The following is a 14,266-nucleotide window of genomic DNA, read 5'->3' as shown; positions in this document are numbered from 1 at the left end:
CAATACAAAGTGGTACAGGGGATCGTTTTTTTGCTAGCATCGCAGCACCTTGAATGTGCCACGGGCCGTACGCAGCACATTCACCAGACCGGGCATTTGTCCCGCAGCAACGAGCCGCAACCGCCTGCATGGCCACCGACCAGGAACTGTCCGATTTTCTTACCAGCGTCGAGCGCCGCGCCTTCAAGCAGGCCGTATTTGCGGTCCGCGACGACGAGGCCGCGCTGGATATTGTCCAGGACGCCATGATCAAGCTGGCCGAGAAGTACGGCGACAAAGGCGCCGCCGAGCTGGCGCCGCTGTTCCAGCGCATCCTGCAGAACACCATCCACGACTGGTTCCGCCGCCAGAAGGTGCGCAACACCTGGGTCTCGCTGTTTTCCAGCCTGCGCACCGACCGCGACGGCGACGACAATGACCTGCTGGAGACGCTGGAGGCACAGGCCGGCTCTGAATCGGCCGAAAGCAGCGCCGACAAGGTCGAGCGCGCCCAGGTCATGCACATCATCGAGCAGGAAATCCAGCGCCTGCCGACGCGTCAACGCGAGGCGTTCCTGATGCGTTACTGGGAAGATATGGACGTCGCCGAAACCGCCGCCGTAATGGGCTGCTCCGAAGGCAGCGTCAAGACGCACTGTTCCCGTGCCACGCATACCCTTGCGCAGGCCCTGCGCGCACGGGGGGTCCGACTATGAGCAGAAACGACAAAGAAATCCACGAACGCCGGTTTGCCCATGCGATTCGGGCGGCACTTGATGCCGGCACCGATGACCTGCCTGCCGACATCACCGAACGGCTCGCCGCTGCGCGCCGGATGGCGGTCGCCCGCAAGAAGGCCGAGGCACCCGTGCTGGTCCCGCAGCTGGCCATGCCTGGCATGCATGCCCCGCTGTTTGATGAAGACAGCTCGCCGCTGCACCGTGCCGGCGCCTGGCTGCGCCGCCTTGGCCTGATCTGGACGCTGGTGGCGCTGGCCGCCGGCCTGATGGGCATCTATCACTGGCAGGAGCAGAAGCGCATCGAGGAACTGGCCGATATAGACGCCGCCATGCTGCTCGACGACCTGCCGCCCACGGCCTACGCCGACGAGGGCTTCCACGTATTCCTGAAGCGCGGGCAATAGCATGGCGCGCGCAATGTTCCACCCCGACGCCTTGCGCCGCCGGTTGGCCGCGCTGCTGGCCGGCGCCGGCGCAGCCGCCTGCTGGGGCCTGCTGCCGCCCGCGGCGCATGCGCAAGGGGCTTCCGCGGTGACAGCGCCTGCTGCCGCGCAGGCAACCAATGCCCGGCCGGCCTGGGCCGACCTGAGTCCGGTCAACCAGCGCATCCTGGCCCCGCTGCAGCCGCTGTGGGACAGCCTGCCGGAACTGAACCGCCACAAATGGCTGCGCATCGCCGAGCGCTACCCGAAGTTCTCCCCGGCCGAGCAGGCCCGGCTGCAAGCGCGCATGGCGGAATGGGTCAAGATGACCCCGCAGCAACGCCGGCTGGCGCGCGAGAACTACCAGATCACCCGCTCGCTGCCGGCCGAGAAAAAGGCCGAGGCCTGGGACAAGTATCAGCAGCTGCCTGAAGAGCAGAAAAAGAAGCTGGCCGCCACCGACCACGTGCCGCGCCGACCCGGCGCTGTCAGCGCGCTGCCCAGCGGCAAGCGCCTGCCCGGCGACACCAGCCGCCAGCTCCACCGCGAGCCGAAAACGGCCAGCGCCGCAGCGGGCCACAGTGGCCACACTGCCGGCAAGCCTGCCAGCGAAGCCCAGGCTCAACCTGCCTCTGCGCCCGCTGCCGTGACCGCCACCCCAGCGCCGGCCGCCTCGGCGCCTGCAGCGCTCGGCGTGCCGGCCTCCGCGGCCGAGGTCGCCACCGAAGCCGCGGCCGCGGCTTCTGACCCCACCGTGCGCCAGTAATCCCCAAGTCATTTGGCATAATGGCCGTCTCACGCCGGCCACCGAAGCAAGGCCGGCCCCGACTGACCCGCGCCGGCACCAACATGCCCCCCGCGCGCCGGCATAGCTTTCTTCGCCTTCCATGCCCGTTGCCACCCTCGATCCCAAGCCCGCCGCAGCCACCCGCCCCGCCGCCCCGCCCTTGCGCCGCCGCATCGCCTGCATGCTCTATGAAGGCGTGCTGCTGTTCGGCGTGCTGAGCGCCTCGACCGCGGCCTACCTGCTGGTGCGGCCGCTGCTGCAGAAGCTTGGCGTGGACGGGCCGTTCGTGATCCAGGTGTGGAGCTTCCTGGTGATGGGCCTGTATTTCACCTGGTTCTGGCAACGCAACGGCCAGACCCTGGCCATGCAGACCTGGCGCATGCGCGTCGAGAACGCCGCCGGCGTGCCGCCGCGCTGGCCGCAGGCGGCGCTGCGCTACGTGCTGGCATGGCTGTGGTTGCCGCCATCGGCGGCGGTCGGCCATATGCTGGGGCTGGTCAAGGGGCCGTTCGTAGGGGTGCTGTGCGCCGGCCTGCTGATCTGGGTCCTGCTAGCGTGGCTGGATCCGCGCCGCCAGTTCCTGCACGACCGCCTGGCCGGCACGCGGCTGACCGACCTGCGCCCGCCCAAGCCATGAGCCTGTCGGCTGCCGGCATCCGCCGCCTTGCGGTGACCTTGCAGGCGGCCGCGGCGCTCGGCATCGCCGCCGGGCTGGTGCGGCTGGGCGGCTGGCCATGGCCCGGCGCGGTCGCCGCGGGCGTGGCGACCATCCTCGGCAGCTTCGCCAGCGGCATTGCCTTCGCTTTCGCCCTGAGCGGGCGCGGCCTGTGGGTCGGGCGCGGCAATCACCCGCCCGCACCACCCGTTGAACTCGCCGCCACGCGCCGGCCGCTGCGCCCGCCTGAGGCGTTGCGCTGCTTTGCGGCCGAGTGCGTGGCCGTGCTGCGCATGTTCGACTGGCTGCAGCCATTCCGCGCGCACGCGCCTTTCGCCGCACCGCTTGACGCCCTGCCCGGCCGCGACGCCCCGCCGGTGCTGCTAGTGCATGGCTACGCCTGCGGGCAGGCCATCTGGCTCGACATGCAGCCGGCGCTGGCCGCCGCCGGCTACCACTGCGAAGGGATCGAACTCAAGCCGGTGTTCGGCGACATCGACGACTACGCGCACGCACTGCTGGCCGCCATGCGGCGCATCACAGCCGAAGCCGGGCGCCCGCCGCTGCTGGTCTGCCACAGCATGGGCGGCCTGGCCGCGCGCGCCGCGCTGCAGCTGGCAGGCGACGAAGACGCCTGCGCCGGCGTGGTGACGCTGGGCAGCCCCCACCACGGCAGCGCGCTGGCGCGCTTTGGCGGCGGCCCCAATGCGCGCCAGATGCGTTGCGGCAGCCCCTGGCTGCGCGCGCTGGCCGCCGCGGAAACCCCGCGCCGCCGCGCGCGCATGATCTCGATCTTCAGCTGGCATGACTCGATCGCCGGGCCGCCCTGCACCGGCTGGCTCGACGGCGCCGGGCATATCCCGCTGGCCGGCATCGGCCACGTCACGCTGCTGCGCCATCCCGCCGCCGTGCGTGCGGTACTAGACGCCCTCGCAGAGCTGTCCGCCCGCGGGCACTGACACCTGCGCCAGCCCGGGCTGTTCCACTTCCGCCACGATTCATATGTCAGTCATGTTTCCGTCACGGCACCGTCATCGCGGGCTGGCTGAATGCAGCCATCGCCGCAACCGGGACTGCCATGGTGCAAGCAATCCGATCTGCCCGCGGGTATCTGTCGAAGGCCGCGCAACTGACGCAATGGCTGCGCCGCAGCCCTGAGAGCAACTGGGCCAGCGGCCCCGGCAGCGCCGCGCCGCTGACCGCCTTCATGGCGCCGGCCCTGGATGCCGCAGCGCTGGCGCCCCAGCGCGAACAGCAGGAGACCCACCCGCCCGAGCCGCACCCGATCCAGCGCTACCGCGCCATCTGGCTGTCGGACATCCACCTGGGCACGCCCGGCTGCCAGGCCAACTACCTGCTGGACTTCCTCAAGCACAACGAGTCCGAGCAGCTCTACCTGGTCGGCGACATCATCGACGGCTGGCAGCTGCGCCGCGGCTGGTACTGGCCGCAAAGCCACAATGACGTGGTGCAGAAGCTGCTGCGCAAGGCGCGCAAGGGCACTGAAGTGATCTACGTGCCCGGCAACCACGACGAGGCCGCGCGCCAGTTCGACGGTATGGCCTTCGGCGACATCACCGTGCGCGAAGAGGCCGTGCACGTCACCGCCACCGGACGCCGGCTGTGGGTGGTGCACGGCGACCTGTTCGACGGCGTGGTGCAGCACGCGCGCTGGCTGGCCTACCTGGGCGATTCGCTGTACACGGTGATCCTGGCGCTGAACCGCCACTTCAACCGGCTGCGCGCGCGCCTGGGCTTCCCGTACTGGTCGCTGTCGCAGTTCCTCAAGCACCAGGTCAAGAACGCGGTCAACTACATCGGCGCCTTCGAGAGCGCGATGGTCGATGAGGCGCGCCGCCGCGGCTGCGACGGCGTGGTCTGCGGCCATATCCACAAGGCCGAGATCCGCGAGGTCAACGGCCAGCTCTACTGCAACGACGGCGACTGGGTCGAAAGCCTGTCAGCGCTGGTCGAGACCATCGAAGGCGAACTGAAGATCGTCTACTGGACCACGCTGCTGGACGCGCCGGCCCCGGCCACGCGCCGCCGTCGCCGCGCCGCCGTGGCGGGCTGATCCCGGCCTGCCACCCTTTGCCCCATCCGCATTGCCCTTCCACCGCGCCCGAGGAGGCTGCATGAAGATCCTGATCGTCACCGATGCCTGGGAACCGCAGGTCAACGGCGTGGTGCGCACGCTCAAGTCCACCCGCCGCGAACTGGAGGCCATGGGCCACACGGTCGACATGATCACGCCGCTGGAATTCCGCACCGTGCCGTGCCCGACCTACCCCGAGATCCGCCTGTCGCTGTTCCCGGCGGCGCGCGTGCAGCGCCGCATCGAGGCCTTCGCTCCGGACGCCCTGCATATCGCCACCGAAGGGCCGCTGGGCCTGGCCGCGCGGCGCCACGCGATCCGCCGCCGGCTGCCCTTCACCACGGCCTACCACACGCGCTTTCCGGAATACGTGCAGGCACGCTTCGGCATCCCGCTGGCATGGACGTACCGCTTCCTGCGCTGGTTCCACGGCCCGGCCCGGGCGGTGATGGCGCCCACCCCGGTGGTGCTGGACGACCTGCGGCACTATGGCATCACCAACGCCGTGCTGTGGACGCGCGGCGTGGACCTGGACGTGTTCACGCTGCAGCGTCCCAATGTGCTCAACACCGCCCACCCGATCTTCCTTTACGTGGGCCGCGTGGCGGTGGAAAAGAACGTCGAGGCCTTCCTGGCGCTGGACCTGCCCGGCTCCAAGTGGGTGGTCGGCGACGGCCCGGCGCTGTCGGGGCTGCGCGCGCGCTATCCGGGCGCCAACTACCTGGGCGTGCTGAGCCAGCCCGAGCTGGCCCGGGTGTATGCTTCGGCTGATGTGTTCGTGTTCCCGAGCCGCACCGACACCTTCGGGCTGGTGCTGCTGGAAGCGCTGGCCAGCGGGCTGCCCGTGGCAGCCTATCCGGTCACCGGCCCGATCGATGTGCTGGGCGACAGCCCCGCCGGCGTGATGCACGAAGACCTGCGCGAAGCCTGCCTGGAAGCGCTGCGCATCGACCGCGCCACGGCCCGTGCCCACGCCGAGCGGTTCTCCTGGCGCGCCGCCTCCGAGCAGTTCCTGGCCCATCTTCGGCCGTTCGCTCCCGGCAATCCAGGCCGGGACAGCGCAGCGGCCCAACCCGCCCCGCAAAACCATGTCCAAACCCCATCCGGAACAGCCGTCCGACCCGCCTCTGCAGAGGCCGCCGCAGGCAGTCCAGAGCGCTGAATATTCGATCGAACAGAATCCCCACAAGGGAAATCGCGGCCTGACGCGCGCCTGGCATGCGGCCATCAACTCGCTGTCGGGCCTGCGCTATGCGGTGCTCGAGGAAAGCGCATTCCGCCAGGAGCTGACGCTGGTGGCAATCCTGGCGCCGTGGGCGTTCCTGCTGCCGGTGGGAGTGGTCGAGCGCATCCTGTTGCTGGCCACGCTGCTGGTGGTGCTGATCGTGGAGCTGCTCAACTCCAGCGTCGAGGCGGCGATCGACCGCATTTCGCTGGAGCGGCACAGCCTGTCCAAGCGTGCCAAGGATTTCGGCAGCGCCGCGGTGATGCTGGCGCTGGTGCTGTGCGGCGGCACCTGGGTCGCCATCGCCGGGCCGCACGTGGTGCGCTGGGTGCGGACGCTGGCGGGCTGATCCGTCAGTCGCCGGGGATGCCGGATGGGGTGGCCGGGCCGATTGCTTATAATCGCAACCCTGCCCCCCGACTCACTGATCGCACCGATCGCCCGGACGCCCATGGAACCGAAACCGCAAACCGGCCCCCGCCGCACCAGGGACCGCATCCTCGACGTCTCGCTGCGCCTGTTCAACGAAGTCGGCGAACCGAACGTCACCACCACGACGATCGCGGAAGCGATGGAGATCAGCCCCGGCAATCTCTACTACCACTTCCGCAACAAGGACGACATCATCAACTCCATCTTCGTGCGCTTCGAGCAGGAGATGGAGCGCCGCCTGAAGATGCCGGACGATCACAAGGCGACCCTGGACGAAAGCTGGGGCTACCTGCAGTACATGTCCGAGTTCCTGTGGAACTACCGCTTCCTGTATCGCGACATCAACGACCTGCTGGCGCGCAACCGGATGCTGGAAACCAACTTCAAGCGCATCGTCGAGCAGAAGCAGCGCTTCGCGCACGAGATCTGCCGGCAGTTCCTGGAAGACGGCGAGATGGAAGCCACGCCCGAGCAGGTCGAAGCCATCTGCACCAACATGGTGGTGATCGCCACCTACTGGCTGTCGTTCCAGTTCGTGCAGCATCCGCGCCAGTACAACGACCCCGAGCAGATCCGCGGCTACCTGCACGGATCGAGCTACCACATCTTCTCGATCCTGGCGCCCTACCTGCGCGGCCGGGCCCGGGATGCATTCGACCAGCTGGCGCGCGACTACGCGGCAGCCAAGGCCGCAGCCGACGCGGCAAAGGAAGCAAAGTGAAATCCGTCTGCGTGTATTGCGGGTCCAGCCCCGGCAACCGTCCTGAATACGCCGAAGGCGCGCGCCTGCTCGGCCGCACCCTGGCCGAAAGCGGCCTGGCGCTGGTGTACGGCGGTGGCAAGGTGGGCCTGATGGGCATCGTCGCCGACGCCGTGATGGAACATGGCGGCAGCGCCATCGGCATCATCCCCGACGCGCTGATGCAGAAGGAAGTCGGCCACCGCGGCCTGACCGAGCTGCACGTGGTGCGCAACATGCACGAGCGCAAGCAGATGATGGCCGACCGCGCCGATGCCTTTATCGCCATGCCGGGCGGCGTGGGCACCTTCGAAGAGCTGTTCGAGACCTTCACCTGGCTGCAGCTGGGCTACCACGACAAGCCGGTGGGCCTGCTGAATGTCGCCGGGTTCTACGACGGCCTGCTGGGTTTCCTCAGGCACGCGGTGCAGGAAGGCTTCATGAAGCAGGTGCATGCCGACCTGCTGCATGTGGCAGACACGCCCGCCGGCCTGCTGGGCCAGCTGGCGGCCGCGCCGCGCGTGCGCGTCGACAAGTGGCAAGAGGCGCGCGACAAGACCTGAGCGCGCCCCTGCTGCCGGCTTGGTTCAGAACGACGAGCCCGGCTGCCGCAGGAACGCCAGTTCCTGCTCAGTGCTCTGCCTGCCCAGCACCGCATTGCGGTGCGGGAAGCGGCCAAAGCGCGTGATGATCGCGCGGTGCTTCTCGGCCCACTCCACCACATCCACCACCCCGCCGCTGGACTCGCGCAGCTGCGTCATCAGGCGCACCGCCTCGTCCTGGTCCTCCAGCGCCTCCGAATGCTCGAACGGCATGTAGCAGAACATGCGGTGGTAGTCCGTCGGCAGCTTGCGGTCCATGCCGGTGGCGACGATGCGCCTGGCCAGTGGCAGCGCCTGCGCATCGCTGCCAAAGCTGCGCGGGTCGTTGCGGAACATGTTGCGCGGGAACTGGTCCAGAAGCACCACGCGCGCGCAGGCGCCCTCGGGCGTGACCGACCAGTCGTCAGGGGCCCCGTCGCAGGCGACCTGCCAGTCGGACAGGAAGTTCGTGCGGATCTGCGCATCGAAGGCGTCCGACTTGGTGAACCATTGCGGGCGCTCGGTATTCCAGGCGGCCGAACCGGGCTGGCCGAACCAGAAATCGACCAGACGCAGGGCGCCTTCAGGCAGTTGGTCTGTCATGGGCTGGGAAACCTTTCGGTGGAAGGAAGGGAGCGGTGGCACCTCAGCGCGCCACGTTGCGCATCCAGTCGGCGGTCTGGAAGAAGGCCTGCATCAGGCGCAGCTGCAGGTCTTCGGACAGGCCGATATCCTGCATCGCCAGCGCCATGCAGCGCATCCACTGGTCGCGCTCGCTCACGCCGATCTCGAACGGCATATGGCGCGCGCGCAGGCGCGGATGGCCGAAGCGCTCGATAAAGTGGTTGGGGCCGCCCAGCCAGCCGCACAGGAACCAGAACAGCTTGTCGCGCGAGCCCTCCAGCGAGGGCGGGTGCAGCGCGCGCAGCCCGGCGAACTGGGTCTCAAGGTCCATCAGGTCGTAGAAGCGGTCGACCAGCTCGCGCACGCGCGCTTCGCCGCCCACCAGTTCAAATGCAGTCACCTCGGCCGTGCCGGGCTTGTCGTTGGATTCAGTACTCATCACACACTCGGTCCGCGCCGCCAGGGACAGGTACCTGCCTCAGGCATCACGCAAGGTCGCCAGCGCGGGCTGGCGCAGCACTTCGCGCAGGCCCAGCCAGCCGCCGGCAAAAGCGCACAGCATGCCAGAAACCACGCCCACCGGCACGATCCAGCCATTGAAGCTGTACGGGAAATCGAAGACGAACTGCGACAGGCCCCAGCCCACCGCGATCGCGCCCAGGCTGGCCAGGAATCCGGCCAGGCCGCCCACCACCAGGAACTCGGCGTACTGGGTCTGGCGCACCAGCGCGGCCGAGGCACCCAGCGCCTTGAGCAGGCCCGCGTCGCGCATGCGCTCGTCGCGCGCGCCGGACAGCGCCGCGTACAGCACGGTCACGCCGGCGGCCAGCGTGAACACAAAGAGGAACTCCACCGCCGCGATCACCTGGTCCAGGATGTCCTGGATCTGGCGCAGGATCAGGTCGGTATTGACCACGGTGATGTTGGGGAAGGCCGCGATCAGCCGGTTGCCCAGCGCCGCGCTGGCGGGCGGCAGGTGGAACGACGTGATATAGGTCTCGGGCAGCCCCTGCATCGCCTGCGGCGGCAGGATCACGAAGAAATTGACGCGCATCGAACCCCAGTCCAGCTTGCGCAGCGAGGTCACGCGGGCCTGCACCGCCTGGCCGGCCACGTCAAAGCGCAGCGTGTCGCCAAGCCGGATGCCCAGCGTCTTGGCGATGCCCTCTTCCACCGAGGCGCCGGCGTCCGAGCCGTTGGACCAGCGTCCGGCAATCACGCGGTTGCCCTCGGGCAGCGCATCGGTATATGACAGGTTGAATTCGCGCTCGACCAGGTTGCGCGCGCGCCCGTCCTCGAAGCTGTCGCCGCGGATGGCGCGCTCGCCGATATGGGTCAGGCGCCCGCGCACCATCGGGTAGAGCAAGTCGTTGATGCCGGCGCCGGCCAGCATCTGGCGCAGCGGTTCGCGCTGGTCCGGCTGGATGTTGATGATGAAGCGGTTGGGCGCGTCGGCCGGCGTGGCTTTGCGCCACGAATCGACCAGGTCGTTACGGGTCATGCCGAGCAGCAGCAGCGCCATCAGCCCCACCGCCAGCGCCACGGTCTGCAGCACCGTGACCGCGCGGCGGCGTTCCAGCACCGCCAGCGCAAAGCGCCAGCCCATCGCCGCGCGCCCGCGCAGGCGCCCCCGCAGCAGGCGCGACAGCAGCGTCAGCAGCCCCAGCGCCAGCACCGCGAAGACCACGCCCGCTGCGACAAAGCCGCCCGCCGTGGTCAGCCCCAGCCGCAGGTCGCGCGCCGCCACCAGCAGCAGCGCGACAAAAGCGCCCAGGCCGAGCGCATAGGCCACCCAGGCCGACACCGGCGGTGGCCCGATATCGCGGCGCAGCACCCGCAGCGGCGCCACCCGTGTCAGCGCCAGCAGCGGCGGCAGCGCAAACCCGGCCAGCAGCACCAGCCCGGCCAGCACGCCCACCAGTGCCGGCAGCAGTGACGGCTGCGGCAGCGACACCCGTAGCAGCCCGCCCAGCGACAGCAGCAGGCCATAGTGCGCCAGGTACCCGAGCAGCACCCCGGCGAGCGCGCCCGCCGCCCCCACCACCAGGAACTCCAGGCCGAAGGTGCGCAGGATCTGCCCGCGCGACAGCCCCAGGCACTTGTAGACCGCGCAGGCATCGGTGTGGCGCTGCATATAGCGGCGCGCCGACATGGCAATGGCCACTGCGGCGATCATCGAAGACAGCACCGCCACCAGCGACAGGAAGCGCTCGGCGCGGTCCAGCGTGGCGCGCATCTGCGGCTGGCCCGATTCCAGCGACTCGACCCGGGTATTGCGCAGCTTGCGGCGTCCGATCTCGTCCTGCGCCCATTTCTGGAAGGCAGCGCCGGCGGCGTCGGGGCCGGCCACCAGCAGCCGGTAGGTCACGCGGCTGCCCCAGCCGATCAGCCCGGTGCTGTCCAGGTCCGACAGCGGCATCAGCACGCGCGGCGCGAAGTTCATGAAGCCGGTGCCGCGATCAAGCTCCTGCGTGATGATGCGGTCGATGCGGAAGCTGCGGCTGCCCAGTTGCAGGGTGTCGCCCACGGCAACGCCCAGGGCGCCCAGCAGCGCCTCGTCGACCCATACGGTGCCCGGCGCGGGAATGCCCTCGGCGGGCGCATCCGGCGCTCCCGCCGCACTGGCCACCTTGAGCTTGCCCCGCAGCGGGTAGCCGTCGGTCACGGCCTTGAGCGCGGCCAGCTGGCTGGGGGCATCACCGCGGGCCGGCGCCTTGCCATTGGCGGTAGCCATGCTCGGGAAGGTGACGGTCTGCGCCACGGCCAGCCCGGCCGCTTGCGCACGCTGCGCGAAGGCGGTATCGAAGGGCTGGTCAGCCACCAGCAGCACGTCGGACGCGATCATCTGGCGCGCGTCGCGCTCCAGGCCCAGCCGCATGCGGTCGGCCATGAAGCCCACGCTGGTCAGCGCGGCCACGGCCAGCACCAGCGCAAACAGCAGCAGGTAGAGCTCGCCGGCCAGCCAGTCGCGCCGCGCCATGCGCAACGCCTGGCGCCAGGCGGAGAAGCGGCCGCCATGCGCGGGGCGCGTGCCGGCGGGGCTGGCGGCCGTGGCCGGGGCTTCGATGGCGGACTCGGGAGGCATCGGTTGGTTTGGTTCTTGGTTTCTGGCGACAGCGCGCCTCGGGTCAGTCGAAGAAATAGCGGGAATGGCCGGGAAGCTAGCGGGGTGTGCCAGGCCGCTCAGTCCTGCCGCGCAGGCTTTCATGCAGCCGGCGCACGCCGCGCCACAATTTCGGCAGCAGCCACACCGACACCAGCAGGAAGACCACTAGCAGCACCAGGAACACCACCGGCAGGAAAAACGCCAGCAGCAGGCTGCCGGTCGCGGTCACGTCTTCCGTGAATGAGGCCGTCCAGTTGGAGAACGGTTCCGGCGAGATATTGATCAGCGCGCGCGTGCCAGCCTTGACCGCATGCGCGGTGCCGGCCAGCGTGCCGCCGATCAGCCCTGCCGCCACCATCCACTGCGGATCCAGCTGGCCGAAGGCGGCGGCGGCCAGGATTGCGCCGGCGGGGATGCGGATGAAGGTATGGATGCCGTCCCAGACGGTATCGAACGCGGGCACCTTGTCGGCGACGAATTCGGCCACGGCCAGCACGGCGGCCACGCCGATGACCCACCAGGATTCCAGCGGCTGCAGCCCGGGCGGCAGGTCCAGCCAGCCCAGGCGCGCCAGTACGCCGGCGGCCAGCACCGCAAGGTAGAGGCGAAATCCACTGGCCCAGGACATGCCCGCGGCCAGCGCGGCGGTTTCCAGCATGGCGCTCCTTGCAAGGGTCCGGCGCAGGCCGATGCAAACCACGGCGCGCCTGGCAGGGAGTGTAATACGGACCGGGCCGCGCAGCCGCGCGCCCGTCGGCGTCATGCCGCCCGGCTCGCCCTCAGTTGTCTTCCTTGCCGTCCGGCCCGAACCACGGCAACGCCTCCTGCGGCGTCAGGATGCCGGCCGGCTCGGCCATGGTGTAGCCGGGCAGCGCCTCGATCCGCCGGGCAAAGGCCGGGTCGGCCAGCAGGGCCAGCAGGGCTGCCATCCAGCCGGCGGTCTGGTCGTTCTTGCGCAGCGCCAGGTAATAGGCCTCGCGCGTCAGCGGCACAAAGGCCAGCCCGTGCGCTTCGGCATTCATGCGCAGCCCGAAGCCCACCTGCGCGCGGCCGCCGTGCACGGCCTCGGCCACCTTCTCGTTGCTGAACTCGGTCTCGTCGTAGCCGGCGATCTGGTCCGGGTACAGGCCCTGCGCGGCCAGCAGTTGGTCGAACAGCATGCGCGTGCCCGAACTGCGCTGCCGGTTGACGAAGCGTGCCTGGGTGCGCGCCAAGTCGCGCAGGTCATGCACCTCGCGCGCCACCTCCGGCGCCAGGATCAGCCCCTGCTCGCGCCAGGCCAGCCGCAGCAGCCGCACCGCGGCCGGCCGCAGCCACTTGCGCAGCGTCACATGCGCGACCGAGCCCGCGGTCTGCACCGGCGAGACATAGAAGCCGGCCAGTTCCGACTGCCGCTCCTGCAGGCAGATCAGCCCCTCCACGCTGCCGCAGAACACCGTATCGAGCTGCAGCGGGGTTCTTGCCACGCCCAGCACGGCGGCCAGCACCTCCACCGCGGGGTCATGGCTGCCGGTGAAATGCACTTGCGACTGCGGCTGCTGGGCATCGTCCAGCTCGGCAATGAAGTCGGCCATGGCCTTCTGCACCACCGGGTCGACCGATTCGCGCAGGCGCAGTTCGGCGCGCAGCAGGCGTTCGCCAAAGCGCGTCAGCGAGGCACCGCGGCCGCGCTCCATATCGAGCATGCTGCGCCCGAGCATTTCCTCCCAGGTCCGCATCACGCCCCAGGCATGGCGGTACGACAAGCCGATCTCGCGCGCGGCGCGGTGCAGCGACCCGGTTTCGCGCACGGCCTTGAGCAGCTGGAACACCTTGCCATTCGCGCGCGGATTGTCGTCTGGCGCAATCACCGGAAACACGTCAAAGCGGAAGGTCATATGTCCTCCGCAGCATATTTACTTGTCGATCTCGGCTGGACCACAATGAATACCCCATTCTTATGTTCTTTTGCCGCATTCTCCATGAGATCCAAAGGCAAAAGCAATTATGTCCGCCAGAACATAATACAAAGGAGCCCACCGCATGTCGCCTCGCCTTGCCCAACGCCTGCGCCGCCCTGTGCGCCATCTCGTCGCGATTGCCTGCGTAGGCCTGCTGTCGGCGGCCCATGCCGGGGAACTGAAGCTGGCCACCACCACCAGCACCGAGAACTCCGGCCTGCTGAAGTACCTGCTGCCGCGCTTCGAGCAAAAGGCGGGCGTCACCGTGAAGGTGATCGCTGTCGGCTCGGGCAAGGCCATGAAGATGGGCGAGATGGGCGACGTCGACGTGCTGCTGGTGCACGCGCGCAAGATGGAAGACGCCTTTGTCGCGGCCGGCTACGGCGTGAACCGCCGCGACGTGATGTACAACGACTTCATCGTGGTCGGCCCGGCCAGCGACCCGGCAGGTGTCAAAGGCGGCAAGGACGTGCTGGCGGGGTTCCGCAAGCTTGCCGGCAGCGGCAGCAAGTTCATTTCGCGCGGCGACAACTCCGGCACCGATGTGATGGAGAAGGACTACTGGAAGCAGCTGGGCATCGAGCCCAAGGGCCAGCCGTGGTACGTCAACGCCGGCCTGGGCATGGGCGAGGTGCTGACCATGGCCGCGCAGATGCCGGCCTATACACTGTCGGACCGCGCCACTTACGGCGCCTATCGCGCCAAGACCGGCCTGACCATCGCCATCGAAGGCGATCCGAAGATGTTCAACCCGTATGGGATCATCGCGGTCAATCCCGCCAGGCATCCGGGCATCAACCATACGGATGCGATGAAGCTGGTGGAGTGGATCACGTCCAAGGAAGGACAGGATGCGATTGCGGGATACAAGGTGGAAGGGGAACAGCTGTTCTTCCCGGACTACAAGGCCAGGTAAGCCCCTCCCCCTCTGCAGCGCCTGC

16 protein-coding genes are annotated in these 14,266 nt (G+C 68.9%); 11 read left to right on the top strand and 5 right to left on the bottom strand.

Annotated elements, in window-relative coordinates; translation table 11 throughout:
- Window positions 1-53: 53 nt before the first annotated feature.
- The 10 genes from RS901_RS11275 (at window position 54) to RS901_RS11230 (ending at window position 7,637) form a co-directional block, all read left to right on the top strand.
- A complete protein-coding gene (locus RS901_RS11275) occupies window positions 54-695 on the top strand; it encodes an RNA polymerase sigma factor (RefSeq protein WP_316148869.1) in 642 nt (213 codons plus the stop codon).
- The gene (locus tag RS901_RS11270; RefSeq protein WP_316148868.1) at window positions 692-1,123 is read left to right on the top strand and encodes a DUF3619 family protein; all 432 of its coding nucleotides are present in this window, start codon (window positions 692-694) and stop codon (window positions 1,121-1,123) included. Before RS901_RS11275 ends, RS901_RS11270 begins: the two co-directional genes overlap by 4 nt.
- A gap of 1 nt (window position 1,124) precedes the next feature.
- On the top strand, window positions 1,125-1,907 hold the full coding sequence (locus RS901_RS11265; protein ID WP_316148867.1) for a DUF3106 domain-containing protein: 783 nt from the start codon (window positions 1,125-1,127) through the stop codon (window positions 1,905-1,907).
- A gap of 121 nt (window positions 1,908-2,028) precedes the next feature.
- On the top strand, window positions 2,029-2,565 hold the full coding sequence (locus tag RS901_RS11260) for an RDD family protein (RefSeq protein ID WP_316148866.1): 537 nt from the start codon (window positions 2,029-2,031) through the stop codon (window positions 2,563-2,565).
- Entirely contained in the window at window positions 2,562-3,542 is a 981-nt protein-coding gene (locus RS901_RS11255; RefSeq protein WP_316148865.1) for an esterase/lipase family protein, read from the top strand. The genes RS901_RS11260 and RS901_RS11255 overlap by 4 nt, the downstream gene beginning before the upstream one ends.
- Before the next feature lie 119 nt (window positions 3,543-3,661).
- Complete coding sequence (locus tag RS901_RS11250) at window positions 3,662-4,657, top strand: UDP-2,3-diacylglucosamine diphosphatase (RefSeq protein ID WP_316148864.1); 996 nt, start codon at window positions 3,662-3,664, stop codon at window positions 4,655-4,657.
- Window positions 4,658-4,718: 61 nt separating this feature from the next.
- Window positions 4,719-5,840, top strand: a complete 1,122-nt coding sequence (locus RS901_RS11245; protein WP_316148863.1) for a glycosyltransferase family 1 protein — start codon at window positions 4,719-4,721, stop codon at window positions 5,838-5,840.
- A complete protein-coding gene (locus RS901_RS11240) occupies window positions 5,767-6,252 on the top strand; it encodes a diacylglycerol kinase (protein WP_316148861.1) in 486 nt (161 codons plus the stop codon). Before RS901_RS11245 ends, RS901_RS11240 begins: the two co-directional genes overlap by 74 nt.
- Window positions 6,253-6,354: 102 nt before the next feature.
- Window positions 6,355-7,056 (top strand): TetR/AcrR family transcriptional regulator, encoded by a 702-nt coding sequence (locus RS901_RS11235; protein WP_316148860.1) that lies wholly within the window; start codon window positions 6,355-6,357, stop codon window positions 7,054-7,056.
- On the top strand, window positions 7,053-7,637 hold the full coding sequence (locus RS901_RS11230) for a TIGR00730 family Rossman fold protein (protein ID WP_316148859.1): 585 nt from the start codon (window positions 7,053-7,055) through the stop codon (window positions 7,635-7,637). The genes RS901_RS11235 and RS901_RS11230 overlap by 4 nt, the downstream gene beginning before the upstream one ends.
- 24 nt (window positions 7,638-7,661) lie before the next feature.
- On the opposite strand, the gene RS901_RS11225 is transcribed toward RS901_RS11230, so the two are convergent.
- The 5 genes from RS901_RS11225 to RS901_RS11205 all read right to left on the bottom strand — a co-directional run bounded on the left by RS901_RS11225 (window position 7,662) and on the right by RS901_RS11205 (window position 13,262).
- On the bottom strand, window positions 7,662-8,258 hold the full coding sequence (locus RS901_RS11225) for a DUF924 family protein (protein ID WP_316148857.1): 597 nt from the start codon (window positions 8,256-8,258) through the stop codon (window positions 7,662-7,664).
- Between the two features lie 43 nt (window positions 8,259-8,301).
- A complete protein-coding gene (locus RS901_RS11220; protein ID WP_010809157.1) occupies window positions 8,302-8,718 on the bottom strand; it encodes a group II truncated hemoglobin in 417 nt (138 codons plus the stop codon).
- Window positions 8,719-8,757: 39 nt separating this feature from the next.
- Entirely contained in the window at window positions 8,758-11,364 is a 2,607-nt protein-coding gene (locus RS901_RS11215; RefSeq protein ID WP_316148856.1) for an ABC transporter permease, read from the bottom strand.
- Window positions 11,365-11,440: 76 nt separating this feature from the next.
- Window positions 11,441-12,043 (bottom strand): DUF4126 domain-containing protein, encoded by a 603-nt coding sequence (locus RS901_RS11210; protein WP_316148855.1) that lies wholly within the window; start codon window positions 12,041-12,043, stop codon window positions 11,441-11,443.
- A gap of 121 nt (window positions 12,044-12,164) precedes the next feature.
- A complete protein-coding gene (locus RS901_RS11205) occupies window positions 12,165-13,262 on the bottom strand; it encodes a substrate-binding domain-containing protein (protein WP_316148854.1) in 1,098 nt (365 codons plus the stop codon).
- 145 nt (window positions 13,263-13,407) lie between these two features.
- Between RS901_RS11205 and RS901_RS11200 the strand changes: the two genes are divergently transcribed.
- On the top strand, window positions 13,408-14,241 hold the full coding sequence (locus RS901_RS11200) for a substrate-binding domain-containing protein (RefSeq protein ID WP_316148853.1): 834 nt from the start codon (window positions 13,408-13,410) through the stop codon (window positions 14,239-14,241).
- Window positions 14,242-14,266 lie beyond the last annotated feature (25 nt).

Source organism: Cupriavidus sp. BIC8F, assembly GCF_032465815.1.
Classification (GTDB): Bacteria; Pseudomonadota; Gammaproteobacteria; order Burkholderiales; family Burkholderiaceae; genus Cupriavidus; species Cupriavidus necator.
The sequence above is the reverse complement of the archived record's forward strand: the minus strand, read 5'-3'. Positions and strand labels throughout refer to the sequence as shown.

Coding starts and splice junctions, on each gene's coding strand:
- RS901_RS11260 (WP_316148866.1), top strand. CDS start 2,029: ATGCCCGTTGCCACCCTCGATCCCAAGCCCGCCGCAGCCACCCGCCCC.
- RS901_RS11220 (WP_010809157.1), bottom strand. CDS start 8,718: ATGAGTACTGAATCCAACGACAAGCCCGGCACGGCCGAGGTGACTGCA.
- RS901_RS11275 (WP_316148869.1), top strand. CDS start 54: ATGTGCCACGGGCCGTACGCAGCACATTCACCAGACCGGGCATTTGTC.
- RS901_RS11225 (WP_316148857.1), bottom strand. CDS start 8,258: ATGACAGACCAACTGCCTGAAGGCGCCCTGCGTCTGGTCGATTTCTGG.
- RS901_RS11255 (WP_316148865.1), top strand. CDS start 2,562: ATGAGCCTGTCGGCTGCCGGCATCCGCCGCCTTGCGGTGACCTTGCAG.
- RS901_RS11250 (WP_316148864.1), top strand. CDS start 3,662: ATGGTGCAAGCAATCCGATCTGCCCGCGGGTATCTGTCGAAGGCCGCG.
- RS901_RS11240 (WP_316148861.1), top strand. CDS start 5,767: ATGTCCAAACCCCATCCGGAACAGCCGTCCGACCCGCCTCTGCAGAGG.
- RS901_RS11270 (WP_316148868.1), top strand. CDS start 692: ATGAGCAGAAACGACAAAGAAATCCACGAACGCCGGTTTGCCCATGCG.
- RS901_RS11200 (WP_316148853.1), top strand. CDS start 13,408: ATGTCGCCTCGCCTTGCCCAACGCCTGCGCCGCCCTGTGCGCCATCTC.
- RS901_RS11205 (WP_316148854.1), bottom strand. CDS start 13,262: ATGACCTTCCGCTTTGACGTGTTTCCGGTGATTGCGCCAGACGACAAT.
- RS901_RS11265 (WP_316148867.1), top strand. CDS start 1,125: ATGGCGCGCGCAATGTTCCACCCCGACGCCTTGCGCCGCCGGTTGGCC.
- RS901_RS11245 (WP_316148863.1), top strand. CDS start 4,719: ATGAAGATCCTGATCGTCACCGATGCCTGGGAACCGCAGGTCAACGGC.
- RS901_RS11215 (WP_316148856.1), bottom strand. CDS start 11,364: ATGCCTCCCGAGTCCGCCATCGAAGCCCCGGCCACGGCCGCCAGCCCC.
- RS901_RS11235 (WP_316148860.1), top strand. CDS start 6,355: ATGGAACCGAAACCGCAAACCGGCCCCCGCCGCACCAGGGACCGCATC.
- RS901_RS11210 (WP_316148855.1), bottom strand. CDS start 12,043: ATGCTGGAAACCGCCGCGCTGGCCGCGGGCATGTCCTGGGCCAGTGGA.